Annotated in this window: 23 protein-coding genes and 2 tRNA genes; 14 read left to right on the top strand and 11 right to left on the bottom strand. The window is 38.1% G+C overall.

Annotation, left to right across the window (positions count from 1 at the left end):
* Nucleotides 1-132: 132 nt before the first annotated feature.
* The 6 genes from H1A14_RS20165 (at nucleotide 133) to H1A14_RS20140 (ending at nucleotide 7,798) form a co-directional block, all read left to right on the top strand.
* Nucleotides 133-1,296, top strand: a complete 1,164-nt coding sequence (locus tag H1A14_RS20165; RefSeq protein WP_194778107.1) for a helix-turn-helix domain-containing protein — start codon at nucleotides 133-135, stop codon at nucleotides 1,294-1,296.
* 134 nt (nucleotides 1,297-1,430) lie between these two features.
* Nucleotides 1,431-2,318: a phosphatase PAP2 family protein gene (locus tag H1A14_RS20160; protein WP_194778106.1), complete on the top strand. Its 888-nt coding sequence runs from the start codon at nucleotides 1,431-1,433 to the stop codon at nucleotides 2,316-2,318.
* Nucleotides 2,319-2,474: 156 nt separating this feature from the next.
* Nucleotides 2,475-3,311, top strand: a complete 837-nt coding sequence (locus tag H1A14_RS20155; RefSeq protein WP_194778105.1) for a CPBP family intramembrane glutamic endopeptidase — start codon at nucleotides 2,475-2,477, stop codon at nucleotides 3,309-3,311.
* A gap of 20 nt (nucleotides 3,312-3,331) precedes the next feature.
* On the top strand, nucleotides 3,332-4,519 hold the full coding sequence (locus H1A14_RS20150; protein ID WP_194778104.1) for an outer membrane protein assembly factor BamB family protein: 1,188 nt from the start codon (nucleotides 3,332-3,334) through the stop codon (nucleotides 4,517-4,519).
* Between the two features lie 434 nt (nucleotides 4,520-4,953).
* The gene (locus tag H1A14_RS20145) at nucleotides 4,954-7,398 is read left to right on the top strand and encodes an outer membrane beta-barrel protein (RefSeq protein WP_194778103.1); all 2,445 of its coding nucleotides are present in this window, start codon (nucleotides 4,954-4,956) and stop codon (nucleotides 7,396-7,398) included.
* A gap of 91 nt (nucleotides 7,399-7,489) precedes the next feature.
* Nucleotides 7,490-7,798 (top strand): hypothetical protein, encoded by a 309-nt coding sequence (locus tag H1A14_RS20140; RefSeq protein ID WP_194778102.1) that lies wholly within the window; start codon nucleotides 7,490-7,492, stop codon nucleotides 7,796-7,798.
* Nucleotides 7,799-8,215: 417 nt separating this feature from the next.
* Here H1A14_RS20140 and H1A14_RS20135 read toward each other — a convergent pair whose 3' ends face one another.
* Nucleotides 8,216-8,482: a hypothetical protein gene (locus H1A14_RS20135; protein ID WP_194778101.1), complete on the bottom strand. Its 267-nt coding sequence runs from the start codon at nucleotides 8,480-8,482 to the stop codon at nucleotides 8,216-8,218.
* Between the two features lie 105 nt (nucleotides 8,483-8,587).
* On the opposite strand from H1A14_RS20135, the gene H1A14_RS20130 reads away from it, so the two are divergent.
* Both H1A14_RS20130 and H1A14_RS20125 read left to right on the top strand, forming a co-directional pair.
* On the top strand, nucleotides 8,588-9,202 hold the full coding sequence (locus H1A14_RS20130) for a Crp/Fnr family transcriptional regulator (RefSeq protein WP_194778100.1): 615 nt from the start codon (nucleotides 8,588-8,590) through the stop codon (nucleotides 9,200-9,202).
* 77 nt (nucleotides 9,203-9,279) lie between these two features.
* On the top strand, nucleotides 9,280-9,990 hold the full coding sequence (locus H1A14_RS20125; protein ID WP_194778099.1) for an outer membrane beta-barrel protein: 711 nt from the start codon (nucleotides 9,280-9,282) through the stop codon (nucleotides 9,988-9,990).
* Nucleotides 9,991-10,083: 93 nt separating this feature from the next.
* Here H1A14_RS20125 and H1A14_RS20120 read toward each other — a convergent pair whose 3' ends face one another.
* On the bottom strand, nucleotides 10,084-10,926 hold the full coding sequence (locus H1A14_RS20120; protein ID WP_194778098.1) for a DUF4249 domain-containing protein: 843 nt from the start codon (nucleotides 10,924-10,926) through the stop codon (nucleotides 10,084-10,086).
* A gap of 5 nt (nucleotides 10,927-10,931) precedes the next feature.
* Complete coding sequence (locus tag H1A14_RS20115; protein ID WP_194778097.1) at nucleotides 10,932-13,259, bottom strand: TonB-dependent receptor; 2,328 nt, start codon at nucleotides 13,257-13,259, stop codon at nucleotides 10,932-10,934.
* Nucleotides 13,260-13,649: 390 nt separating this feature from the next.
* On the opposite strand from H1A14_RS20115, the gene H1A14_RS20110 reads away from it, so the two are divergent.
* Nucleotides 13,650-14,819, top strand: a complete 1,170-nt coding sequence (locus H1A14_RS20110; RefSeq protein ID WP_194778096.1) for an acyltransferase family protein — start codon at nucleotides 13,650-13,652, stop codon at nucleotides 14,817-14,819.
* A gap of 322 nt (nucleotides 14,820-15,141) precedes the next feature.
* On the opposite strand, the gene H1A14_RS20105 is transcribed toward H1A14_RS20110, so the two are convergent.
* The 5 genes from H1A14_RS20105 to H1A14_RS20085 all read right to left on the bottom strand — a co-directional run bounded on the left by H1A14_RS20105 (nucleotide 15,142) and on the right by H1A14_RS20085 (nucleotide 21,243).
* Entirely contained in the window at nucleotides 15,142-15,714 is a 573-nt protein-coding gene (locus H1A14_RS20105; protein ID WP_194778095.1) for a DUF1543 domain-containing protein, read from the bottom strand.
* A gap of 175 nt (nucleotides 15,715-15,889) precedes the next feature.
* Nucleotides 15,890-16,861, bottom strand: coding sequence for an alpha/beta hydrolase family protein (locus H1A14_RS20100; RefSeq protein ID WP_194778094.1), 972 nt, complete (start codon nucleotides 16,859-16,861; stop codon nucleotides 15,890-15,892).
* Between the two features lie 381 nt (nucleotides 16,862-17,242).
* Nucleotides 17,243-18,379: a helix-turn-helix domain-containing protein gene (locus H1A14_RS20095; protein ID WP_194778093.1), complete on the bottom strand. Its 1,137-nt coding sequence runs from the start codon at nucleotides 18,377-18,379 to the stop codon at nucleotides 17,243-17,245.
* 598 nt (nucleotides 18,380-18,977) lie between these two features.
* Nucleotides 18,978-19,472 carry a hypothetical protein gene (locus tag H1A14_RS20090; RefSeq protein ID WP_194778092.1) on the bottom strand — a complete coding sequence of 165 codons (495 nt, stop codon included), beginning with the start codon at nucleotides 19,470-19,472 and terminating at the stop codon, nucleotides 18,978-18,980.
* 91 nt (nucleotides 19,473-19,563) lie between these two features.
* The gene (locus H1A14_RS20085) at nucleotides 19,564-21,243 is read right to left on the bottom strand and encodes a serine hydrolase (protein ID WP_194778091.1); all 1,680 of its coding nucleotides are present in this window, start codon (nucleotides 21,241-21,243) and stop codon (nucleotides 19,564-19,566) included.
* A 161-nt stretch (nucleotides 21,244-21,404) separates the two neighbouring features.
* On the opposite strand from H1A14_RS20085, the gene H1A14_RS20080 reads away from it, so the two are divergent.
* Nucleotides 21,405-21,725, top strand: coding sequence for a hypothetical protein (locus H1A14_RS20080; RefSeq protein WP_194778090.1), 321 nt, complete (start codon nucleotides 21,405-21,407; stop codon nucleotides 21,723-21,725).
* A 218-nt stretch (nucleotides 21,726-21,943) separates the two neighbouring features.
* Here the strand turns inward: H1A14_RS20080 and H1A14_RS20075 are convergent.
* A tRNA-Pro gene (locus H1A14_RS20075) sits at nucleotides 21,944-22,017 on the bottom strand.
* Between the two features lie 451 nt (nucleotides 22,018-22,468).
* On the opposite strand from H1A14_RS20075, the gene H1A14_RS20070 reads away from it, so the two are divergent.
* A tRNA-Ser gene (locus H1A14_RS20070) sits at nucleotides 22,469-22,557 on the top strand.
* Between the two features lie 36 nt (nucleotides 22,558-22,593).
* Here H1A14_RS20070 and H1A14_RS20065 read toward each other — a convergent pair.
* Nucleotides 22,594-22,920 (bottom strand): hypothetical protein, encoded by a 327-nt coding sequence (locus tag H1A14_RS20065; protein ID WP_194778089.1) that lies wholly within the window; start codon nucleotides 22,918-22,920, stop codon nucleotides 22,594-22,596.
* Nucleotides 22,921-23,133: 213 nt separating this feature from the next.
* Complete coding sequence (locus H1A14_RS20060; RefSeq protein ID WP_394355339.1) at nucleotides 23,134-23,499, bottom strand: sterol desaturase family protein; 366 nt, start codon at nucleotides 23,497-23,499, stop codon at nucleotides 23,134-23,136.
* Between the two features lie 618 nt (nucleotides 23,500-24,117).
* Between H1A14_RS20060 and H1A14_RS20055 the strand changes: the two genes are divergently transcribed.
* From H1A14_RS20055 to H1A14_RS20045, 3 genes are all read left to right on the top strand, one after another.
* Nucleotides 24,118-24,684 (top strand): porin family protein, encoded by a 567-nt coding sequence (locus H1A14_RS20055; protein ID WP_228527896.1) that lies wholly within the window; start codon nucleotides 24,118-24,120, stop codon nucleotides 24,682-24,684.
* A gap of 352 nt (nucleotides 24,685-25,036) precedes the next feature.
* Nucleotides 25,037-26,134 carry a sensor histidine kinase gene (locus H1A14_RS20050; RefSeq protein WP_194778087.1) on the top strand — a complete coding sequence of 366 codons (1,098 nt, stop codon included), beginning with the start codon at nucleotides 25,037-25,039 and terminating at the stop codon, nucleotides 26,132-26,134.
* Complete coding sequence (locus tag H1A14_RS20045; protein ID WP_194778086.1) at nucleotides 26,131-26,895, top strand: LytR/AlgR family response regulator transcription factor; 765 nt, start codon at nucleotides 26,131-26,133, stop codon at nucleotides 26,893-26,895. The genes H1A14_RS20050 and H1A14_RS20045 overlap by 4 nt, the downstream gene beginning before the upstream one ends.
* The last annotated feature ends 83 nt before the right edge of the window (nucleotides 26,896-26,978 follow it).

Raw genomic sequence — 26,978 nt, 5'->3', positions numbered from 1 at the left:
ACAGATAAACATAGACGAAACAGCAAAAATGATTTCTTTGAAAGTGAATCAATAGTGTTTGCTTCAATTTTAGTCCATAATTCTACCTATTAAAAAATGAATCTACTATTTTTAGGGATATTTTTCATAAAAATGTCAAACTTAGATTTACAGAACAATATTCTGAACATATTGATATTATTCGGTGGATTACAAGGACTTATCTTATCCACTGTAGTTTTATTCTATCCAGATAGAGATAAAGCCTCCAATAATTTACTGGCTATTTTTATTTTTACCGCTGTAATCTTACTTCTTGCTCCTATTCTTCAGATCCAGTTAGGTTGGAAATATGTCTGGATTTTTCATTGTACCAAGTTTATCACGATATCTTCACTTTATCTTTACATCAGAAGTTTATCGGAGGAAGTCAGTCTAAAAAGAACACTCAAGCACTTTTCATTTGCTTTTGCCTATATTCCCATAGCCTTGCATTATGTAAAATACATTCAAGATAAGTATCAGGTAACCTATGAATACGCAGGAGGTCAGGACACTTATGATCAAGTGCTTTCTTTTACCAATCTCATATACATAGTATTCTATGTTTTTCTTTATTTTAAGGCCTACAGGCAACATAAGGCAAGAGTCCAACAGAATTTTTCATCCGAGCAAAAACTAGGGATAAATTGGATTAAGCAGTTGATTTTTGGTTTTTTGGGAACGGTAATTATTTCTTATACCTTATTGGCTTATGTATTGGCCTATCCTGATTTTTCTACCAAAGGCTGCCTGCTGAATATGGTTGCCCTTACCATTTTTCTCTATTTTGTCACCATCAAAGGCAAAATCTCACCTGAGATTTATAAGCTCAGGAAAATTGTAACTGAGACATCAGAAGCAGATGCCCAAACCCTGAAAGAGGCAAGCAAAAATGATCCAAACGGGGAACAAAAAAGCATCAATCCTCAATTGATGTCCATTGCAGAAAAAGTAAAAGAAACCATGAAGGATGAAGAGTTCTTCCGAAATGAAAATGTATCCATTAAAGAACTGTCTGAAACCATAGGCTTTCAATCCTACCTTGTGTCACAGGCTATCAATTCAGTGATGGGCAAGACTTTTTTTGAATTGATCAACGAAGAAAGGGTCAATGTGGCAAAAAGGCTTTTGACAGATGAAAAATACGACCACCTATCCCTTGTCGGTATCGGGTTTGAATCAGGGTTCAATTCAAAAACCACTTTCAACACAACTTTTAAAAAACATACAGGCATGACGCCGAGTGAATATAAGAAAAGCAAGCAGCTGGTGTAATTGACAATGTAATCCAAACCCTAATTTTCCTGTAATTTTTTTCGTAAAGGTTCCATGAATGCGTTCGAACTTCCAAGTTTGAACATTCAAGCTGGTTTTGTGCGGCAATTTTGCACAAACGAAAACACAAAACCATGAAAAAATCAATGTTGACTACAGTATTGGCAATGGCCATCATAGTTGTCCCTTTTGCCAAGGAAAATGAAATACCGGATAAAAATCAGGAAAGGGATTTACCCGGTCACAGTTTCAAATCAAAAGAACAAGAAGTTCTTAGACCGACGGCTTACAAACCTTATCAGCTCAGTTGGAAAACTGACCTTGTGATTACAGGATTGGGTGCCGGGGCCTATCTGTTTGCCAATTCCCTTGACGACAGCAGAACTCCGTTAACGGCAGAACAGGCCAATGCATTTATCCATAAGGATGTCAATTGGTTTGACCGAAGTGCCACTTACAAATACAACCCTCAACTAAGGGATGTATCGGATCAGTTAGGTGCTTTTGCCTTAGTGGCACCCCTTGCTTTGCTAGCTGACAAAGGGGTTAGAAGGGATTTCGTCACCGTAGGAACCATGTTTGTCCAAACAAGACTATTTGCATCAGCTACAGCGACCATCAGCAAAAGGAGCATCACCCGCTACCGTCCTTACATTTACAATCCCAATGTGAGCTATGAGGACAAAATTGCCAAAGATCCAGGTCAGTCCTTCTTTGCCCAGCAAACCACCTCAGTATTTTCCACTGCGGTGTTTGTGGCGACGGTTTTTGGAGACTACCACCCTGATTCGAAATATAAGCCATGGGTTTGGGCAGGTTCTTTGGCTGCTGCAACAGCCATCAGTGTGATCAGGTATGAAACGGGCATTCACTACAGTTCCGACATTTTAGTTGGTGCTTTGGTCGGTTCAGCAATCGGCTATGGAATCCCAAAACTCCACAAAACCAAAGACAGAAATCTTAGCTTTACCCCCATCATCCAAAGGAATACGTATGCACTATCTGCAGTTTGGAAGCTGTAAGCATCAATCAAACCTCCATAGAATGGCCTGTTTCATCATCTGAACAGGCCATTTTCTGTTTTTCAACATGGAATTTTGTACGCCTTTTAAAAGCGGAACATGCGTAAATTGATTTCTTTAGTATTTTGGTGATTGAAATATATCCCCGCACAAACTATGAACGCAAAAAGCCAAAAACCCAAAATCCGCAACCTGATTATCTTTTGCACTGTTGCCTTGTTGATAGGTTGGATTGGAGTCCTTGTTGACCATGCCCTTCCTGAACAGGAAGGTGAGGAAAGCTTGGGGATGGCCATTTGGTTGATTTTTCCATTGATTACGGTCATCATCCTCCGCAGCTTTATGGGAGATGGCTGGAAGGATGCCGGACTGCTTCCAAAATTCAAATCAAACGGTTTTTGGTATGCCGTTGCCTTATTGACTTATCCACTTGTAACAGGAGTATCCTTACTGTTGGGATATGGATTAGGGTGGATGGACATCAGTTCATTCGAAATCAAACCCTATTTCAATATTTTTCTGAGTCTCCTTCTGGTGAATATCGTCAAAAACATTTTTGAGGAATCCGTTTGGCGAGGCTATCTCACAGTCAAACTCCTGCAATTCAAACTGAGCGATCTACAGCTATATCTGATTATTGGATTGGTTTGGGGTCTTTGGCATGCTCCCTATTATCTGGTATTTCTGCCGGAAGAAAGCATGATGGCGGTTTTACCGGTTGACAGGGTATCTTTTATGATATTGGCCGTAATCAATATGGTCATTTGGACTGTGATGTTTACGGAATTATACCGGCTTACCCTTTCCATCTGGCCAGTGATTTTGATGCATGCCATGGAAGATGCCCTGATCAACCATTTGGTCATTGATGGCTATGTGCAGATTTCAGCAGGCGCACAGATTTGGATCTCCCCTATTTGCGGAATCATTCCCAATTTGCTTTATCTGCTTATAGGCCTATGGCTCAGGCAAAAGAGAATTTCACAATCATAAAATAAACTAAACCAACTATTATGAAAAAATCAGTTTGGACCCTTTTTGTTGGGTTCTTTGTTGCCCCTTGTCTTTTTGCTCAGGAAAACCTTTGGGAATTTGACACCCATGCCCCCATCCATGCAAGTCCTACTTTGGAAAGAGAATACCTATTTATCGGAAACAAAGCCGGAACATTTTACTCCTTGAATACCAATTCCGGAAAAGCCAATTGGCAATTCCAATCCAAGTCCCCTATTCTTGCTAAAGCTGCCATCTGGAACGACCTGGTGCTTTTTGGCAATGAGAACGGTCAATTGACGGCATTGAAAAAAGACAACGGCAAACTGGAGTGGATCTTTCAGGCAGGGGAAGAACATTCACTTGACTTATGGGATTATTTTCGCTCAGGCCCTTTGCCTGGTAATGACAAAATATTTTGGGCCTCGGGAGATGGACATGTCTATGCCCTACATCCCAAAACAGGGGAAGTCATCTGGAAATTTGATTCAGGTGCTGCTATCCACATGACTCCTGTATTGGAAGATGGAAAATTGTTGGTGGGCAATTTCAAAGGTCAGGTGTATGCCTTGGAACCTGAAACAGGAGATCTTATCTGGAAATTTCAGGCCATTGGTTCACGCTATTTCCCGGATGCCGAATTCCAAAAATCACCATGGGTAAAGGATGGAAAAGTATATATCGGCTCCAGGGACTTGAATTTGTATGTGCTTGACCTGGAAACAGGTAGAGGCATATGGCACTTTACAGAACAAGGCGGCAGTTGGATCATTGCCTCGCCACTGATTCATGATGGCGCAGTTTATTTCGGAAGTTCAGATACTTACAGGTTTTATGCGCTCGATGACAAAACAGGAAAGGAAAAGTGGAGTATCAGGACTTTTACCCGGTCTTATGGATCCCCGATCGCATTTAAAGATTGGATCATATTCCCGGGCTTTGATGGAAAGATCAGGGCAGTCAGCCCTGAAAGTGGAACATTGGAATGGGAATACCAGACCCTGACGAGTATTGAGAATTATCCTAAGCTCTACAATGAAGCAGGGAAATTCAGGACTGACCTTCAAATTAATTCGGCAGAGGAAGCGGAAACACTGATAGACAGCCTTGGGCCTATTATCAACACACCTGTTTTAAATAATGAAACATTGTATTTCGGAAGTTTGGACGGGAAAGTTTACGCAGTTGATTTGGGGGGTATCAAATAGCCGTTTTGACCTTGGGGCTCCGATATTACTCGTAATCAAAACCCCAATGTTCTTCTTCACTATGAAAATTACCACATAGAATCATAGAGCACATAGTGCGGGGTACAAGGATATAGGTTTCTTAAAACCTTTCTGGGATAAAATTCACCCTATATTGTAATCCTTCCTACTTACTTTTCTGTCAATTAAATCCCTAGAGGTCTTTCCGACCTCTAGGGATTTCAGTACTGACCTTAGGGTTCTGATAGCTATCATTCCCGAAGGACTTTTTTTTCATCCCAATTAAGCATGGTGTTAAGAAAGACCCCAAGGATTAAGGGAAAGTACGGATTTGTAAATACGAACATGTTTTGATTTTCAAACTTGTTCGAACTCACTAATCCGAACAGACAGGCCACTCCCCTAGCCTAGCTTTGCCCAAAATGAAAAACACCATGAAAACGAAAACAATCATTTGGCTTTTTATTTCTGTGATGGGCATAGCGCAGGCTATAGCTGGAGGTAAAGGCCTAGAAGGAAACTTTTCATATGATAATGAAAAGTATTGGGGAAGGGTAATTGATACGAAAGGCGAATCCCTTCCTTTTGCCAATGTGGTCTTGCTTCATTCCGAAAGCAGGGAAATCATTGTAGGTGCTGTAACAGATTTTGAAGGAAATTTTGAATTGTTGACAGCAGTGGATTTCAAAGAAGCAATCTTCAAAGTATTCGCCATTGGTTTTGAAACTTATGAAAGAACAATTTCTTCTTCTCAAAAAGAGTTGGGAACAATTACGGTTGAAGAGGAAATTTCGGCTCTTGCTGAGGTAACAGTAAAAGCGGCAAGGCCGGAGATCAGCATTTTCGAGGATAAAACCGTAGTAAATGTTGAAGGTTCAACTATGGCGGAAGGCAGCAATGCATTACAGGTAATTGGCAGATCTCCCGGAGTTTTTATAGACAATGATAACCGCATACAGCTCAATGGAAAAAGTGGGGTACTGGTCATGATTGACGACAAGCAAACCTACATGAGTCCTGAAGATTTGGCTGCATACCTGAGCGGTATGCCTGCTGACAATATCAAAAGTATTGAAGTGATAGCCAACCCTTCTGCCAAATTCGATGCGGAAGGTGCCGGAGGTGTCATCAATATTCTTTTAAAGAAAAACAACCTGAATGGCACCCATGGAAGCCTACAGATCGGAGGTGGCTACAATGGTCTGCACAATAGCCTCGCCAATGCATCCATCAACCATAAAAGCGGAAAATGGAGAAGTGGGTTGAATCTCAATTACAATAACCAAGGGAATTTGATCAATCTTCAAACCCAGCGCAATTTTCAAAACCCTGAGGGCAATTCTTCCCTTGACCAAGAGGCTGACACAAAAAGAACGCAGGAGAATATGTTTGCCACCGCTTCATTGGACTATGACATCAATGACAACCACAGTGTGGGAGGAAGCCTCCAGTTAAACTACCAGAATCAAAATGATGATGTAAATGCTTTTGCAGATATCACCATCAGCGGTCAGGAGGAAAATGATTTCCTGAAAACTTCCAATAAAGGGGAACAAATTACGGACAGGGTTTACGCCAACCTTCACTACATAGGAATTTTGGATACTTTGGGTACCAAATTGTCTGCTGATCTAGATTATGCCATCATGGGGGTGAACAATCAAAACCAGTTACAAAACACTTACAAAAGTGGGCTTTCCGGCAACCCTAGCTCCAACGTATTGGACATGAACAATGATATGTATTACGCTATCTTGACAACGAAAGCAGACCTGTTTCTTCCTCTTAAAAATGGGTCAAGAATGGAATTTGGAGTCAAAGGGAGTTGGGTCAAATCACAAAATGACCTGAACATAGACAGAACATTCGGGGATGAAAATGTAGCCCCTATCACTTACCTCAATAATTTCAGGTATGATGAAAATGTCTGGGCAGGTTATATCAATTATGGTGGAAGTCTCAGTAACAAAGTCAATCTTCAAGCTGGTCTTAGGGCTGAACACACCTCACTAACCGGAAATCAAACGGTAACAGGCGAGGTGAATTCCTCCAAATACGTGGATTGGTTTCCTTCCGTTTTTATTGGGCAAAAGGTCAATGATAACTATCAAATCAACTACAATATCAACAGAAGATTGACAAGGCCCAACTACAGATTCCTAAACCCCGCAGTATTTTATCTCGATGACCTGACCCAGGAACAGGGAAACCCGGAATTGACTCCTATGTATGCCCATACTGCTGAAGTAACCCAAGTATGGAAAAATGCCTACCAGTTTACCTTGGGCTATACTTATACTACGGATATCATTCAGGTAATTGCCCTTCAGGACGATGCCACCAGGGTGACTACTTTACAGTTGAAAAATCTGGACAACATGCATAATTTCTCTGCCAGGCTGATGGTCCCTGTAGATATCACCCCTTGGTGGACGACCAATAATATGTTTCAGGCTTATTACAATTCATTCAATTCCCAAATAGGCGATGACATTCTGAACAACTCAGCCTTCTCTGTGTTGGCGAGAACCCAGCACAACATTACCCTCCCAGGCAACTTCAAATTGGAAATGATGGGCATGTATGTAGGGCCACAGGCACAGGGAGCGTTCCGCTTTTCAGGCTTTTTCTATATGGACGCAGGAGTGACCAAATCCTGGAAAAATGAAAAGTACAGCCTTTCCATCACAGGAAGAGACCTTTTTAGATCCCAGCGGATGAGGGGTGATATGCAGTTTGCCAATGTTGATACCAGGTTTAGTCAATACTTTGGACAGCAAGGCGTAAACCTGACCTTCAGGTATAGATTCTCTAAAGGTCAATCCTTTTCGGTAAACCAACGAAGCGGAAGTGTTGAAGAAAGAAGCCGTTTAGATTAACCAACAAACATAGAAAAATTTCCGGTCAGAGACCAATTGTGGATAATGAAAATCCAGGTCGATGACCAATCAACCATAAATTCATAAAACCATGAAAAATATTAAAAATTCAACCTTGACAAATTTGAAAAGCTATCTAAAAATAGAAGTTCTCCAGGCAATAGATAAAGCCTTGCACCACCCCAATGAATTATTGGCAAGTCCAATGGAAAGCAAACCTGAAAGGCTGAATACTGATTCTAGAAAAGCCAGCATAGCAGGTGCCTTTGTTGCCCTGTTTATCCTTGACCCTTTGGGAATTCAGGCAAGCCATTGGGCTGTAATGGAAAAAGAATTCGATGAGCATGAACTGCAGGAGTTATGTGAGGTTTTAGGACAAAACCTGAGTTCGCCTATCTAAATAGTTAACTAATAAAGTTAATAGCCGACATGGACAGACCATGCCGGCTTTTTTTTAATTGTCCCGAAAACATTAAACCTAGTTAGTTTAAATAGGCACAAACAAATCATTTAAATACTCAAACTCTATTGAAACCAGCCATCATTTAGGTCAGTCATTGTTTTAACTTTCATGCTTATTGATATATCTTTTATTAAAATACCGTAATCCCACATACCATAAAAACATCAAGATTATCATAAAAAATTTATCACTTGAATCCACCATGGAATAGTCTTTTGATCTAAAGAACACCACTATTTCCAAAGAAATAAGGACTATCCCACACACCAGAAATATATTGGAAAGGATGTTGATAAATGGATATGCTGAATTGTATTTTGATCTGTTCATTTCAACTTTATTTTTTTTTGATAATTATTTCAGACTCATTTCAAAATCTTTTCCTCTGAGATTTGCTGCCATCCATTTTAAGATTAAAAACAAAATCAGGCCGTTAAGGCCAAATAAAAGGGCATTTTCTACCAGAAAGTCAAATTTTTCAAGAAGGTCCAATTTTGACTGAACTTTGAAAAAATCATACAGGCCGGAAAACAGCCTCAATAATCCACCAAAGAGCAACAGGTAAGCAATCACATATAGCCCTTTTAGGCTTCCGAATGTAAATTGAATTTTCATTTTCATTATGTTTGGTTTGTTTTACAAAGGTATGCGACCCAAAACCGCCAAAAATTGACCTATGTTAAGTTAATCCTTAACTTGGAAATCAAACTGAACCTTAATCCCTACATGGATAGAAGACTTTCGGAAGTAGAATATGAACAACATCTACATGCAGCAAGAGAGCTTTTGTATGATTACCTCCCTTTGACTGATGAACAATGGGAAGTATTCAAACAGGGTTTCAAAATCAGGAATTATCTTAAAGGAGACTTTATTTTAAATGAGGGAGAAACGGAGCGTTTTCTTTCCATTGTTATTTCAGGATGCACCAGACATTATGTAATGGTCAAAGGAGAGGAAAAATCATTTGATTTCTCCTTCCAGCACGAATTTAACTGTTCGTACTCCAGCTTTATCCAACAAGAGCCTTCCATGTTTTTTATACAAGCTTTGGAAGATTGTGTATTGGCCTCCATACATTATGATTTTTTGCAGCAACTTTACTTGTATTATCCGGAAAGCAACAAGTTTGGTAGAACTGCGGTGGAACAGTATTACATATGGAGAGAGCAAAGGGAAATCTCTTTAATGACAGATTCTGCCCAAGAAAGATATATCAAGTTGATGGAGAAATATCCTATATATTTAGAACAAGTACCCCTTAAGTTTCTGGCATCTTATCTTAATGTCAAACCTGAATCACTCAGCCGGATAAGAAAAAAGATTTTGGATGAGCGCTAGCATCTTCTTAACATAGGTCAATTTTTAATGCGTCTCTTGACCCCACCTTTGTACCTGTAAAACAAACAGCTACAAAAATGAAAACAATCAGATTTACCAAAGCTCCCATTTTCTTTCTTTTATTTGTCTTAAGCCAACATCTAATGGCACAGGATGAAGTCACATATTCCAAAAAACCCTATAAATCCCAAACCTACTTCAGCTTTGGTGCCGGCGTCAGCTTTTTACAAGGAGTACCTGATAACTTCTACCAGGATGGACATGGTAATGTTCAAATAGGCCTGATGAAGGAATTGCCATTCAACAAAAGGCTGTCATTCATTACGGGCTTAGAACTGGAGAGATTGACTTACAATTTGGATTTTTATCCAGTAATGGAGGAAAACACCAATATTTTTATCCAGGCCCAAGAAGGTGTAAAATATACGAGGATCTTTCAAAACAGTCTTAACCTATCCACACAAGCCAGATTTTATTTTAGGGAAAACAGCAGCAAACAAACGTCTAATATCTTCCTTCAAACAGGATTAAGGGGTGGCTTCAACCTCAGCACCACATTTGCTTACCGAGAGAATAATGAGAACCAAACCATCAATTTGTCAGATTTGGCCAGTCCATTTAACCTTCAGGTTGAACTGATGCTGGGCTTTAAGGGCAATTACTTCAAAAAACTGGAAATCCTCAATGCCTCTACTTTCGGTTTCACCTACCAATTCAACTCGCCTTTGACAGCCGGAAATGTTGAAAAAATCAGACCTATCAATCTGACTTGGAGGTTTTTATTTTAAAAGTAAATTTCCCCTTGGTGTGCCATGAATTACACACCAAGGGGAAATGGTTTGTTAAGAAATCCAAGGATCATTTTTCCAAAACAACCCTTTCTATTCTCCCATGATGATACTTGCAGAATGATAGGCACTGGCGTTAAAATACCCTACAACCGGAATATCGGAAATCAAATTCGACTTGGGATTATAGGCAGGCGAATCGAAGAAACTCTCCTGGGTCAGTGCCTGCATGTAGATGTCGAATAAATACTGGTAAAATTTATTGCTGATGGATTGTTGGTAAACCACAATTTCATCACCTTCCTGAAATGGGTCATAGGTCAGATCAAGTCCGGTTATCAAATTGCCATCCACCCTATCATCTTCCATTACCAGGATATGGCGTGGATCATTCGAAACAACACCGTTCACGGCCACTTTCCATCGGTAGTTGTTCCCTTTTCCTTTTGGATCATAAGTATCTATCAAAAGATAATACCCTTCTTCAAAAACCAGACTTTCCTCTTTGAATTCGTACCTCAAAGCAGTAATTTCTGAAACAGATTCCAACTTCTCTGCTTTACTTTTGATCACTTTTCCACTCAGGTGCGTATGTTCTGCTAAATGTGGTAAAGTGATCTCTACGTTATATTCATTTCCGATTTTCCCTCTGTATTCCAATGAATATTCCCCTTCCTTGTTGTAAGCATAGGTGCCAATAAGATGATCATTTTCATACAGGTTGACCACAGCTTCTTCAATGATTTCCTTTTGGCCACTTTGAAAATACGGCTGGGTAATGGACAATCTAAGTGACTGCATATCATCCATATTATTTATTTCTCCATCTACCACCACCATGGGTTCATAAGATTTCACATCCAATTCTATTGTATCCATACAGGATAACATGAATACCATGGAAAAACTGATCAATACATTCTTTATAGTTTTCATTATCGTTAAAATTTAAAGTTATAGGTAACACTTGGGATCACTGATCCTAAAATTGAGAGTCTCACGGCTTCAGTCTGGGGTGAAGCTTCTTGTTGTCTGAAAAAGATCGAGTAGGCATTTCTCCTGGCATAGACATTATATAATCCAAAGCTCCATGACCCCCTTTTCCCCTCCGGATTTAAATTGGCCGAAACATCCAGCCTATGATAGGTAGGAATCCTATGTGCATTCCTTTCTCCCATCACAGGCAAGACCATTCCATCCCATTCGTACTTTCCGATCGGTTGGGTAAATGGCCTTCCTGATGCCATAACAAAATTGGCAGAGAAGTCCCACTTTTTATTGAGCTGGTACAAACCGTAAATACTTAGGTCATGAGGTTTGTCAAAATTGGCCCTATACCACTCGCCCTGATTGATTCCAGCCACCTTTCTTTCTGACCTGGAGAGGGTATAGCTGATACGTCCTGTTAATCTCCCTTCCTTTTTTTCTACAGAGGCCTCTAACCCATAAGCCCTTCCTATTCCTTCCAACACTTCTGTCTCCAAGGTTTCATTGAAAGTTAACCGAGCACCATCTTTAAAGTCCAACACCCTTCTGTAATCTTTGTAATATCCCTCCACAACCAGTTCAAAATTATTGTTCTTAATACCTCGCACCAGTCCCAAGGATACTTGGTCTACCTGTGCTGGTTTTAGATAAGCATTGGATGGCTTCCAGACATCTATTGGAGAAGGGGAATTGGTATTCGAAATCAGGTGTACAAACTGGTTTGCCCTGTGAAAGCTTGCCTTAATTGCTGTGGATTTGTTTGGGGTGAAGCTCAGGTTAAACCTTGGTTCCAAACCATTGTAGCTGGCCATGGTCTGATGTCTTGCAAAACTGACTGAGTCAATAATCGCATCTCTATCCATCACACCATCCTGATAAATATATTGAGTTCCGCCAAGTCTTCTGAAGTCCGCGTACCTGAGCCCCAATTCAAATTTCCATTGTTCATTGATTCTTTCATTCCAGGAAACATAAGCTCCTGATTCGATGGCATGTTCTTTGGCCATTTCTATCGAATTCACCGCAGATTCTTCACTGGTTGGCAGGATAGTTCCAGGAACATAATCCTGCATATTTGATTGCAGGCCAAAATCTATCGTCCTGGTGGGGTTTACAAAATAGGCAGCATCAGCCTTAAAAGTCTGGTTTAGGATGCTCGATTTCCAATCCCAAGCATCAGGACCATGACTGCCTATGATATGGTAAAAATAATTGCTATTGGTCACGGTGATATTGGTAAACAACCTTGGGTTAAACACATGGTTCCATCTAAAGGTCATGGTGTTGTTTCCCCAACTGCTGCTGAACAGATCACCCAACTTCATTACATCATTGCCGGAATAATAGGAAAGGAAAACCCTGTCTTTGTCTGAAAACTTATGGTTCACCTTAGCATTGAAATCATAGAAATAGAGGCTGTTGTTTTTCAGTTCTTCATCCCCCGATAGTCTAGTAAATACATCCATATAAGAGCGTCTGCCTGCTAGCAAAAATGATGTTTTATCTTTTTGGATGGGACCTTCCACCGTCAACCTACTGCTCAATAGCCCTATGCCACCTTTGATTTGTATCTTTTTCGAATTGCCTTCCAATTGCCTTACATCAAGTACGGAAGATAACCTTCCACCATACTGTGCCGGTAATCCACCTTTATAGATTATGACATCTTTGATCGCATCTGAATTGAATACTGAAAAAAATCCCATCACGTGCGCGGCATTGAAGACCGTAGCTTCATCAAGCAAAATCAGGTTTTCGTCGGCTCCACCTCCTCTTACATTAAAACCTGAAGTCCCCTCTCCTACGGTGGAAATGCCAGGGAGAAGTTGGATGTTTCTGATCAGATCAACTTCACCCAACAACTTTGGCATTTTTCTCATCTGATCCATGGAGACTCTTTCTATACCGCTTCCGATTTCCAGTATTTTTTCGTCATTTGCAATAGCCGAAACTTCAACCAATTCCAGTGAAAGATTGGCTGGCATCAATTCTATGGAAAAATTGAGATCAGCTTGCAAATCAATGTCAAATGACCCGGATTCAAATCCCAGGTAGCTTACTGAAACAGTTTGGTGGCCAGGATTCAGAGATATGGAATAAAATCCATACAAATTAGTGATGGCCCCTTCCGAGGAGCCTTTAATCAGGACTGTTGCTCCGATTAGTTCTTCGCCAGTGGATGCATCCCGGACATAACCGCTTAGGGTCATTTTTTCCTGTTGAGCCTCCAAAAGGCCAAAACTCAGAAAAAGTAAAAGGATAATTAATGTGGTTTTTCTCATCGTGGTTTTTTTTTAAATGATAAATATTTTAGTTTGATCGTACTTGAAATTTCTTTGATTCCCGATTCGAATTCCCTTCAAAATTGGGGTACTGGGCCATTTAAAATGTCCGATTTAGAAAAGTGGAACCCAATTTTTTAAAAAGTGAAAAGAATTAACACCCCATTAATTTTCAAGTAGTTATGTAAAATGAGGGAAACCAGTACAGTAGAGGTGTTTTTGATTGTTGAGAATCAAAAGAAAAATGAAAAGAATGAGTTGTGGAGAACCTCATGCAGACCATGATATAATGGCATTCAATGCCAAAATGAAAACGTTCTGGTTTGAAAAGCTGAACATTCAATACTCTCTCAGAATGTAGTTTTATACATTCAAAAAAACTAAAAGAAGATGCGCAGAAACGACTTGGATTGGCTTAGGGTTATTGTTTTCAGTATTCTTATATTTTATCATGTTGGTATGTTCTTCGTTCCATGGGATTACCACCTCAAAAACAATATTTTATATCCTAATTTAAAATGGCCTATGCTATTTGTAAACCAGTGGAGATTACCTATACTTTTTGTTATTTCAGGAATGGGAACCTACTATGCCTTATCAAAAAAAAGCGGTTTCTCATTTATTAAAGAACGGATATGGAGGCTCTTTCTTCCTCTTTTGGTTGGGATGTTGTTTATTGTCCCTCCACAGGTATATTTTGAACGCCTTAGCACGTTGGAATTCACGGGAAATTACTTCGAATTTTGGCCTTCAAAAACATTCCTTGGAAGTTATCCGGAAGGGAATTTATCTTGGCACCACCTTTGGTTCTTACCATATCTGTTAATCTTCTCTTTGATTTTGGTTCCAATTTTTCTATACTTAAGGAACCATAAAGAAAACCTATTACTTAAACTAACTGAAAGGCTTGCCTCCTCTCCCTTTGGATTGTTTTGCTTAATCTTTCCTTTATTTATTTATAACTCTATTTTAGCCCCAAATTATCCTTCCACTCATGCTTTAGTGGGAGATTGGTTTAACTTAATAAACTATATTACTCTATTTTTCCTCGGCTTTATTTTTATTTCAATAAAGGAGACCTTTTGGAAAACAGTAATGCACCACCGCAAAATTTACCTGCTATGTGGTATTTTGGGATTTAGTTTTTTGCTTTTAATTTGGCTTGTTTTTGAACGATCTCCATTAATTTATTATTTGGAGTCTTTGGTAAGAGCATTCAATACCTGGTCTTGGATAATGACCATATTTGGATTTGCTGCTTCATATTTGAACGGCAGAAATACATTCCTGTCTTATGCCAATGAGGCAGTGTACCCATTTTATATTTTACATCAAACAGTAACAATAACTTTAGGGTACTATTTAATGAATCTAGATTGGGGATTACTTTCTAAATTTACCCTGATGGTTTTTGGAACCTTTGGAATATCGCTTCTACTATATGAATATGGTATCCGTAGATGGAAGTTTATCAGGCCTCTATTTGGCTTAAAGCAAAATAAGTTAACCGCAGTCTCAGTCGAAGAAGTACCTAAAATCTGCTTATCAAAACAATCCTGATTTTTGCTTAAATTTGGAGAGGTAGTTAAAAATATAAAAAATAAGCATGGGCTAATTATTGGATTCTCCTTAGCCAAAAACAGCTTCTTTTTTAAATTGACTTGGGGTCATTCCTGTTTGTTTCTTAAAAGCAGTATTGAATGCAGTCTTTGAATCAAGGCTAGCAAATCTGGAAGCAATCACGCTCAGCAAAAAATCAAAACTTACAATAAACAGGAACCCGAAAAATAATTGACTAACCCATTTTAACCCTACTTGATGCGTGCTGGAAAAGTTTTGAAGCACTTTGGTTTTATAATTGTGGAATTGTATGAATATTAAATTAGAGTTTATTTAAAAGTAAAAAGCCAAGTTGAAGCTCATCTTCCTCAAGGCCTACAGTTTGAGAAATTGAAATACTGTAATTGGCTTTATATTTTTCATTTAAAACTTCCTGTACCTCACAAATATCATCCACATCTATTCCATATTTATCATCTATATGGGAAGGAGCTCCTTTGAATCCGACATGCTTATAAAATGCTGTTTGTTTGGACTTGTTTATGGCTTTCGCTCTACTTACGTCGACTATTAACATTTTGTAATGAAACTCTTCAAACTCCCCTTTTTTATAACCTCCAAGATTAATAAAAAAAAGTTGGGGCTTTTTTTCATCACTTTGAATATAATCTTTGGTTGTTTTGGGAATTATTTTTATTTGGTGTCCATTTACATAATTTACTTCTCTCCAAGCATCAATGTGTATGCTTTTACCGGCATCGGGCCAAAAATTCCGGATATCTGATGCCAGATCTTTTAATTCCCTTGCTATTCCAAAGAAAACATCATGTTGCTCAGTATTTCTACCCAAAGGTTTAGCACCTAAGAGAATCATATATAATTTCAAATCATTCATATAAATTTGGTAATAGGTCAAGGATAGTAAATGCTAATTCAATAAAAAGTACTCAATAAGTCCTCAGAAATTCCAAAAAGGATGAATACCAATTTCTGTGTGAATTATAGAATTTCTGATTAGGTCAATTAAAATCAACTTGGAGACTTTTTTGGCTTTTATTTGCAGTTTTCGATCAATTTTGAACTTCTAAAACATTTCCTATCTCATTTTTAATCCAATCCACCATCACGTTCTTGGTCTTCTCTGAAAATTTCAAGTCACTCCAAGCACCTTTGTAACAAAATGGCGATGTCTTAAAACTATGATTTTCTCCTGCTGCAATGTGATAGGTAAAATTATCAGGAAGTCCGTTTGGGTAAAGCTCATTCAGGTGTTCCAAACTCCATTCCGGGTTGACCAACCTATCGTTTTCAGCAAAAAGAAACAAGAGCGGTTTTTTTATATTCAGTAAGTATTCATTTGGGTCAAATTTCCTGATGACCTTCAACTGTTTCCAGTCTTTCTGTAAAGGTAAAATCGAAACAATGGTAAGGTCTCGATTAACTCTTCGCTTGGCCTTTTTCAGGGCACCTGCGGGATCCAGGTCTTTGTTGCAAATAAAAGCGCTCTGATAGTCATTGATCAGTTGTTTTTTGACATTGAAAGTGGGCCCGGCCATACTGATACCCCCAGCAAAAAGATGAGAATATTCGGACAGGCATATCTGAACAATCCAGCCTCCCTGACTATGTCCCACTACATAAATCTTTTCTTGGTCTATTTGGGGAACAGTTTTTAAAAATTCAGCGGCATGCATCGCATCCCTTGCCCGCTGTTCAAAGTCAGCTTTGTACCAAATGCCTTCGGATTCCCCTACCCCGCGCTTATCGAAAAACATAAATGCTACATCGTCATTTCTAAATGGCCTTTCCAAAAAGAATTCTAAAAATCCTTTATAGTCTTTTGAGTAAGAACCGTACCCTCCTGAGCCTATTAGGAAAATTACAGCGGGCACCTTATTATCCTCCCCTTTTGGAAGTATCAATTTTCCTTTTAGAATTACATTATCACTTTCGAACTGTACTGAAAGCGAATCCTTGGGTCCTGCAATGCTTAGATTTAAACAAAAAGCAGAAAGAATGACAATCATCGATAAACTTTTCATAGATATCAAGGTTTTCTAATTTTTTAGATTTTATTATTTTCTAAGGAGTAATGCCATGACAGTACATCGCGAACTTAAAATCCAGACCGTAAAGTCGAAAAAAGTATTCGATCAAGTTTAATTCGGGAATCTGGATTTCGCCTTCCCAAAAGAAAGCCAAATCATTAATTTGACTTTGAAAATGGCCTAAAAATAAAATTTTCATCAGTCCGATGCAGATCAGAAAGTGAAAACCATATTTAAATTCACTGTCTTTATTTGGCCTATTAGATCTGTGCTTTAACATGCCTCAAATTTAATTACCAAATTCTGTGGAATGTTCAGTTTTGGAAACTCGGACTTATTCAATTAAAATATCATGGTTAAAATCCGAAACCAATTCTAATCTGAATAACTTGACTCTTTTTTAAATTGGCTTGGTGTCATCCCTGTATGTTTTTTGAAGGCGGTATTAAAAGCCGTCTTCGAACTGAAACCTGCTTCAAATGCAATTCCTATCATGGAAAGATGGGCTAACTTTTCATCCAGCATCAAAATTTTGGCTTCCTCTACCCGATAACTGTTAATAAGATCAAAAAAATTCTTTCCCAGACAGGTATTGATGGCCTGGGAAACTATATAAGGTCTTTCTTCTATTTTTTCAGCAACGTCTTTAATACTGATATTCTCCTCTTTATAGAACTTTTCATTTTCCATCAGCGCTATTACGCTATCGCCTACCAATTGTATTTCGGCGCTGATTTCTTCTTTTGAATCAATTTTTCCCAATTCCTTCACAGTATGTTCAGGAGCTTCAACAATTTTTTGTAACTGATAGATTTGAGGGGTCAATTTTCCTTTTATCGCAATAAAGTACATGAAAACCGTAGAGATCAAGGTTTTCATTAAACGGTGATAAGTACCCGTGCGACCGTCGAACCCAAAATATACAATGGCATATACCAAGTCAATCAAGATCAGCAAAGACATGAAAATGATGATCTGATGGACAAATTTCAATCCGATGTTGTTCAGGGACGAAAAATTCCTCAATACTTTTTCCCGGTATTCCTGATAAGCCCTGAATACTAAAAACAGATAGAAAAAGGAGACCAGAAAATACCAACCAACTGTGAAAATCTCCAATTGAATCCCTTCCAAAAACAGTGGAGAACCAGATACCCTGTTATATATGACCACATTATCCAGAAGTATCACTACCAAATGCCATCCTTGCTTTTTCCATACAATATTTTGATAAAGACTTTTGATAAAAAAGAGCAAGGCAATATTCGCCAAGAACCTTATTCCATAAATCATAAAAACCAAATCCGAACTGACAGCCTCTGTAATCCGAGTTGCCACCAGTAAATGAGCAAAAAATAAAAGAAAAATACTCAATAGCCAATTGGAAACTTTATGCCTTTCCGGATAGAATAATACTACAACTGCCAGGACAAGACCCTGAATAGCTCCTAAATAACTAAAATACTCAGTAATATTGTTTTCTAAGAATAGCTGGATTTTTTCGGAGTTCATGAATAGTTAGAAGAGATTATGGCTTGATTTTTCATTGCCATCAGCCAAAAGTAAAACGTTTGCTTCTATTTAGGATTCGATTACACAAATAAGCAAAGGTGAAATCTTGCAACACAGATATTTTTCAGCTTAGGCTGCTGTCCAAACTTTGTAATCAAAGACAAGGTAAACAATAAATAATCTAAAATGGGTACAGCTTTGGAAAACAGTACCTCCCAATAAAATTCATCCATTACCTTCATTAAGTTCTAGTTTTGAAGGTTTCATGAAAATCTACAACATAATAAGCACTATAAACATTAAAAAAATGGAAATTACCCAAAGGATTCAAAATCATTTCTACAGACAAATCAAAAAGGACAAAAACCTCAACTTGGTAAATTTCGAAATATGAGGTTTCTGCATTTCAAAGATTTTTAAATCCTTATTTTTGATTGCTATCCTATTTATTGTCGTAATTCTAGAAATAAATCTTGAATCCAGAATGAATTGAAACTATGAATATTTAATACCCAATACCTATTTTTTGGAATTAGAAAGACCTTCAATTTGGAATTTGTAAGCATTGAATAGGAACAAGTATTTTATTGGTTACACTTTAAATCAAAATTAAAAGGATCCATATCAGAATGATGAAGGGACCCAAAACAATCAAGTCTTTATTGATTTTTGCAGCTGTGAATAGTCCACAGGCCATCAAAAGTTCCTTCTCTTGTAATTCCAAATGATGGAACTGCAGATCATCCTCCATTCTTTCTATGGATATTTTCCCGTGTCTCAACACCCAATTACCATTGATAAATCCCCGTAGGGAAAACTGAAAAGGCCCTTCCTCCACCAGGTTGATTTGAGCCATATTCCGAAATGCATGAAAATGGATATAGCCTATGGACTTGCCCTTCCTATAGATCCTAAAGGAATTTCCGATAAAATCAATGGGGCGAAAAGTATATAGCTCTTGCCCTGAGAAGAAAGCGGAATTGTTGAGGAAAGGTAATTTCAATGTTCCTATAATTCCCGATTCATCCAATACACAGGTGAGATCTGAAAACGGATTTTTCTTTTTGATTTTAAGGTTGTTTTTATTGCGCATGTTCAACTTTTAAAATGAGTAAAACCTTCCTACTCAAATCCACAATATTTACAAGGGGTCTGAAAGGAAGGTCTTATGGAATAGATAAATGTTAGTTGGTTTTTTCAAAAGAAATATTTCTCAATCTCCCCACATCTTTGATTACAAAACCATTGATGTTCTTCCTGATATCTCTAGTGAAGTAGATCTCCCCTAACTTTTCAACTTTGAACCTATCTCCATCAAAATGTTCCATTGGAAGGTTTTCCAATCCCAAATAGTATTTCAAAGTACTGGGCATTACCAAGATGGGGGCATCGTTTTTCAGGTTGACTTGATAATTGACATCCAGATCGGGGCTATAATAATTCCCAAGTATTTCATCTTTGTCAGGAGCGGGAGAAGGTATGGAACCATCATCTTTTTTTCCGGGGAAACTTTTACCACTTTGAAACCAGACCAATTCATTTACTTCCCCATTGCTACCAATCAAAAATTCTGTTTGTGCTTCAAAAGCTTTCAAGTAAAACTTGGATGGAGAGGACGCAAACAGTTCAAATTCAGGAGTATCAGGAATTAAAAGAAATAGTTTACCTTCTTTTTCCTTAAAAGTCAGCACCATTCCATCTTCCATTTTAAACTCCCCTTCAAACTTTCTCAATTGATCTACAGGGAGTTCTATATCTTCATTTTCTGCCAAAGACGCTTCAACAAAATACTCAGACAGTAAAGTTTCTGTCACCAATCTGGATATAGTGGCAGTACTGATATTTTGATTATTGGCAGCAACAGCTACAAACATGTCGTGTTCTGGATACCATGTGAAATAAGCCGAGAATCCCATGGTTCCTCCGGAATGACTTACAAGGCGAATACCTTTATAATCCACCAAGCTAAGGCCATAGGTATAATTCAAATCTGAGCCATCAGCCAATTTTGAAGGAGAAGTTTCTAACCTATTTATGACTTTGGGGTCGAACAAAGTCGGTTGAAAATAATGCCTGCCCCAAATCAACATATCCTCCAAGCTCATATAGATATTGGTGCCACCGGCGACAGACTCAGACTCGGTAATTGTTCTTTCCAAACTATTAGCTGTTTTCTTGTAGCCTACCGCCCTATTGGGAATGGTCTTACCAGGTGTGGTATATGCATAAGAGTTGCTCATTCCCAAAGGAGTAAAAAGTTCATTTTCAATATAGTCATCATAGGCTTGGCCACTTACATTTTCTATGATTTTGGCCAATAAGCCATAACCTGCATTGGAATACAAATACTCATCACCGGGATTGAAGTTGAGAATTTTATAATTCTTGATCAGCTCGAATTCATCCTCAGCAGTCCAAGGCTGTTCCAGGGATATCCCTGAGAAAAGGCGGATATTATCTGTTGAACCCAATCCACTGGTATGAAAAATCAATTGTTTTACTGTTATCTTTTTTCCATAATCCGGAAGGTCTGGAATATATTGATGTACATGGGCATCAAGATTTATTTTCCCTTCTTCTTCTAATTTAAGTATAGCAAAAGCAGTGATGTGTTTGGAAACTGATGCCAGGTTAAAGGTAGTCTGATCCGTAATTGGCATTTGGTAATCGAGGTTCATCTGACCGTAAGCCTTTTGGAAAATCACTTCTTTTCCTTTGGCCACACCGATCACAAAACCGGGTTGGTCTTTCCCCGTATGGCTTGAAGCCAGGGAATCAATTTTACTCTCGAGTTTTTGGATTTGTTGGGCCATAATAGGCATGGCCAAAATCATTGCGCTCACAATTGAAATTAATTTCTTCATCTTTCTTTGGTTTAAGTTTTCAAAAAAGGATCATATCCCTACTTTTTTCATGTTCAAACCTATGATTTATTGAAAAAATGAGCGTTCGACTTTGGAAAACTGAACCAATCAAAATGGAATTTGCTATTTTCTATAACTCAATTCAAAATTAAAAAGCTAAAATGCCTTTATCGGATCTGGCTGAAGGGTATCAATTGTTTGGTTTCGCCCTCCGAAATCACGAAGCCCCTCTATCTAAAGGTAGACTTGATTCGGGAGGCTTCTACTTTGTAGTAGATTGGCAGGGTGACGGTTGTATTTATAGTTTTCGCTCCATGTTAGGGAGTGCCGGAAAGCTTAATGAGAAACTTTCTGGTGTCGGAGTCCAAGGTACCAGTGGAAAGAGTAAATGGTTATTCAGATTGGAAATCTTTGAGGGCGGAGGCGGTACGGGAAACGAAAATTCCTTCTTGGGGACCAGGAATGAAGATAAAGGAATTTAAAATGTACCTAGACATTTACTTGCTATACTTAATAATCTAACATTTTTTTGAATTACTTAATAAACTTCAAACTTAGAACCAAAAGGTGTCACCCTAAGTGTCACCGTGCAGCTTGGATTTATTCGTATTTAATTATATAACTTGGTTCACCAAAAAATGAAAAACCCTCAGATAAGCAATATCTGAGGGTTTTTTGTATTGATTTGTACTATTCCAAGTCGGAGTGACTGGATTCGAACCAGCGACCCCTTGCACCCCATGCAAGTACGCTACCAGGCTGCGCTACACCCCGAAACAAGCAAGGACCGTGATTCCGATCCCAATTGTGCTTGCAAATATAGGATAATCTTTATTTTTTGCCTACCCATATAAAAAATTTTCTCCCCTCCCTTGTCTTTGGCTTTCTCCTTGCAGACTTTTCTATTGAAGTTCAGCCCTTTAACCTTGAAAGGCAGGTCAAGAAATAATTTGCCTATCATTATCGCATTTGAAGCTTGCTAAAGTCCAGAATATTCAATTATATTTGCAACGCCTTAACCATGGCTTAAACCATCCGCCTCAGGCGGATAAACTGTCATACGCATAAACAAAAAAAATTAGAGAGTTGGGTGAGTGGCTTAAACCATCCGCCTCAGGCGGATAAACTGTCACACGCATAAACAAAAAAAATTAGAGAGTTGGGTGAGTGGCTTAAACCATCCGCCTCAGGCGGATAAACTGTCACACGCATAAACAAAAAAATTAGAGAGTTGGGTGAGTGGCTTAAACCAGCAGTTTGCTAAACTGTCGTACGCGTAATAGTGTACCGGGGGTTCGAATCCCCCACTCTCTGCGAAACCAAAGCCTGATGCCCTGCATCGGGCTTTTTTCATGGCAGGAGACCAAGCTCGCTTGGGCGACTGCAAGGGAAAAAGACCACACGAACGGAGTGAGCAGGCTTTGGTTTCAGCCTCCCCCCCTCAGGGATCGATGGAATCAATCCCCCACTCTCTGCGAAACCAAAGCCTGATGCCCTGCATCGGGCTTTTTTCATGGCAGGAGACCAAGCTCGCTTGGGCGACTGCAAGGGAAAAAGACCACATGAACGGAGTGAGCAGGCTTTGGTTTCAGCCTCCCCCCCCTCAGGGATCGATGGAATCAATCCCCCACTCTCTGCGAAATTAAAGCCTGATGCCCTGCATTGGGCTTTTTTCATGGCAGGGTCTAAGCCTGGCGGAAAGATGAATGATGAAGTAAATGTTATGGATTGAGGGAGGTGTCTAGTTGTCTGCTTGTCCTGTTACTTGTTTCTTTAAACGTGAAACCACATGCCTTCTCTGCTGATGCAGCACGCCTTATAAACTTCCCGTTTAGGGCCTTAACCTTCATAAAGGTCAGTTAATGAAAATTCCGATTTATCCTGATTATCCTACCCAATTTTAATCAATCTCTTTGAAGTATGGTCCATAAACCGCTTTTCGAATCCTGTATCTTCGGTGCGCATCCACGCATCCCAAAAAGTAAAATACAAGCCATAATTACAGCGGTACCTAAGGTGATGGAGGTCATGGTGGGTTGCACCCACCATCCACCTTGCAAACGGAGAACGCAACGTAGACCTCGAATATACCTCCACACCTGCATGTTTGATTACAGCAGTGATGGACATGGTTACTACCAAAGCTGACAAAACAAAAAGTGCATGGGGAGAAATAGCACAAGAATCGGCAAAAAGACTGCTTGCAGAAAAGCTTCTATGGGATGAAAAGAAAAGGAAGTAAAGGAACTGGTATATAGGCTATTGTGGTGGATTTGGTGAAAATGCCAGAGAACTTCTGGACGGCGGATCCAACTCCAATCTATCTGCCCACAATACCGCTGTGGAATATTTGGAACCTTTTTTTAAGTAGATTATCCTCTCCTGTTTCAAAAAAGATTGGATGAAAAGGGATCAATCACTAATAGGATACAAAATGATAAAAAAGTGGTTCTTAGAGAATTGTTGGATAAAGCAGAAATGGATGTAATCCACAATAAGAAATTTTGCAAAGAATGACTGAATCAGGTCAGAAACATTTTTTTGTTTAGCTGCTTTACAGGATTTGGCTTTATCGTTGTTAAAAACCTGAGAAGGGATCAGATCAAAGTCGGTATAAATCAACTTCCGGAAACCCAAGGATAAAAAAATTAAATCTTTAAAATATAGAATTTTAGTTGCATAAAAATTTTCCTGCTTATTTTCTGCGGCAGCCAGGAAAATATTCCAAGCTTTAGAATTTGTTTAAGGTCGTATGCCCATTTGAAGATTCAATCTTATCATTTCATTCCTCATTTTTATCGCTTCACCAACATCTTAGTCTTACCAACGGGGAGGTCGATATAATTTTGCGGAGTAATCAAACACTAAAAAAAAATGAAAATGAAAAAAAGAATCTATCTAACCTTGTTCTTGATAATTGCCGGATTAACAGGAATCTATGCTCAAAGTCTAAACTTTGGTATAAAAGGAGGTGCAAATTTCTCAAATTTTAAAGGGAGCAGTGCTAATTTTAATACAAATAGCATCACAAGCTACCACGCCGGGGCATTTATAGACCTCGGAGTATCGGAAAGAGTTTCAATTCAGCCTGAAGTCCTATATTCCACAATAGGAGCTAAAGTATCATTTGAAGGAGCTTTAGATGAATTCAGAAACAAATTGGGATATATATCCATACCGGTGTTGGCCAAGTTTTACTTGATTCCCAACAGACTATCAATAGACCTAGGTCCTCAGGTGTCTTTTTTATTGAATGAAAAAGAAAATGTTAACGTCGAAAAATCAAATTCCTATGATTTTTCAGTTGCAGGAGGTGTAACACTTCGCGTATTAGGACCCCTTTTTATTCAGGGAAGGTACAATTTAGGTCTGAATGATGTCAAACCAAATGCTGATGCGACTAATAGAGTATTTCAACTTTCAGCAGGGTTAAGGTTTTAATCCTTTCAAATTTTTAATCAACAAGAGTTCTTCACCGAACTCTTGTTGATTAAAATATAAGAATTTACTGAAATCATTTCCCCAAAATTCTGTTAAAATAAGAAAAAGAACCTTCCTTAACCAAAGAAAAGCATCAAGCCTTTGTAAAAATTTCTAAAAATGCAATCGGAAAATCTATCCCCAAGACAGAATAAGTGAAAACTCTACCTCTTTTACTCCAAAGACTCCCCAAAATCGAGTCTACTCTTCTAAAAACGAATTGTGCTTTTATGATATATTAGGCAGGTCAATGTTAAACCTAGAATTTAAATAGTTATCGATGCCATATTTCTTAACTATCTACTTTTGATAAATGAGCATTTTTTCTAAAGATATCGTTAAAGTAAAGGCAAGAAAAATAGGGCTAATCCTGCTTACATTTTTTGGTATTTTCTTAATTAGCTTTTCCAGCCATCCAGCTTCAGGTCTGAACAATTACCTGCAACATTCCACATTTTATATTGTATTTGACGTAATCAGTACATTAATTTTATCAGCCCTAATTGTTGAGTTGCATCTTTTAATAGATAGAAAACTGAACAGTGTGATCCCCTGGAATTACCATATAGTAAGAAGATGGATTTTACAAACTCTAATTCAAATTGTCTTTTTACTTATCCTTCTTTTCGTTTACACCATATTTACCATTGCAATCATGGATATGTTCAATATCCAATTTGAAGCACACAATTCAGAAGAAAAGGATCTTTTTAATGTAGTTTTTTCTATGATATTACTATCATTCATCGTAGGAATGCTAAATACTATTTCGTTTTTATCTTCAAATTGGAGGGAACAAATCATAACTGCTGCAGAATACAAGACTCAGGCTGCGGAAGTTAAACGTTTGGTCGCTGAGACGGAATTAAAAGCTTTGCGCTTACAGCTTGATTCCCATTTCGTATTTAATAATTTAAGTGTTCTCTCTGAACTCATTCTGAAGGATCAACAATTGGGGTTTGAATACAGTGAAAATTTCTCAAAAGTTTATCGGTACTTATTAGTCAATGCCAAAAGACAGCTTATCACATTAGGAGCTGAAATGAAATTTCTGGATGCTTATCTATTTCTTTTAAAAAACAGAATGGGTAATGGAGTTGAATTTATTATTCAGATTTCTGAAGTGCAAATGGATTTGCAACTCCCACCGATTACCTTACAACTACTTGTCGAAAATGCCATAAAACACAATAGAATTGATAAGGATAGTCCTCTCCAAATTAAAATCTATTCAAGTCAAATCGACGAAATTACTATTGAAAATACGATTAAGCCCTTACTTAAGAAGCCGATATCTTCTGGGATTGGATTGGAAAATATAATTAACAGATATAGATTATTATCAAATAGGATCCCTGTAATTGAACAAGTGGACAATAAATTTATCGTAAAAATCCCTTTGTTAAAATGAGCTCAGTCAAAAAGATCGTAATTATTGAAGATGAAGAGGCGAATTCGGATCGCTTGAAACGAATGATTCTTAATCTTAGGAGTAATTATCAAATCATAGAAATATTAAGCAGTATAAACAAATCTGTAGATTGGCTTACATCTCATGATCATCCTGACTTACTTTTTATGGATATTCAACTTTCAGACGGTCTTAGTTTTGAGATATTTAATCAAATTGAATTAAAATGTCCTGTAATTTTCACAACCGCTTATGATGAGTTCGCCATAAAAGCTTTTAAATTTAACAGCGTAGACTACCTTTTGAAGCCTGTTCTAAAAGACGAGTTGGAATTTGCCATTAAAAAATTTGAAGGATTAGAAAGTTCAATCGGGGAAAAAAATACAGCCCTTAAGAAATTGTTGACCATAATTGACAAAAAAGAATTCCGAACCAGGTTCTTGGTTCCCTACAAAGATGGATTTAAACAAATATATGTTGACTCTATCTCTTACTTTTTTTCCGAATTCGGAACTACCTATGCCATTTCATTTGATGGTGAAAAAAATCTTCTTGACCATACTTTGGAATCATTGGAAGAGCAACTTGATCAAAAAGTATTCTTTAGAGCTAATCGACAATATTTAGTCAATATTAATTCAATAAGTCAAGTTCACAATCATTTTAATTCAAAATTGAAAGTAGAATTAAAACAGCTGAAAAATGGGATAATTATAAGCAGATTAAAGGCTACTTCCTTCAAGAAATGGCTGGATTATTGAAAATTCGACTCCACTTGATCTCTACTTTTTGACATATCATCTTTTATTTTTATCACTTCATCTACACTCCTAAATATTCCTGG

Origin of the sequence: Pararhodonellum marinum, assembly GCF_015354735.1 — a bacterium.
GTDB classification, from domain to species: domain Bacteria; phylum Bacteroidota; class Bacteroidia; order Cytophagales; family Cyclobacteriaceae; genus Pararhodonellum; species Pararhodonellum marinum.
Note: the sequence above shows the minus strand (reverse complement) of the source record. Positions and strands in the feature narration are given on the sequence as shown.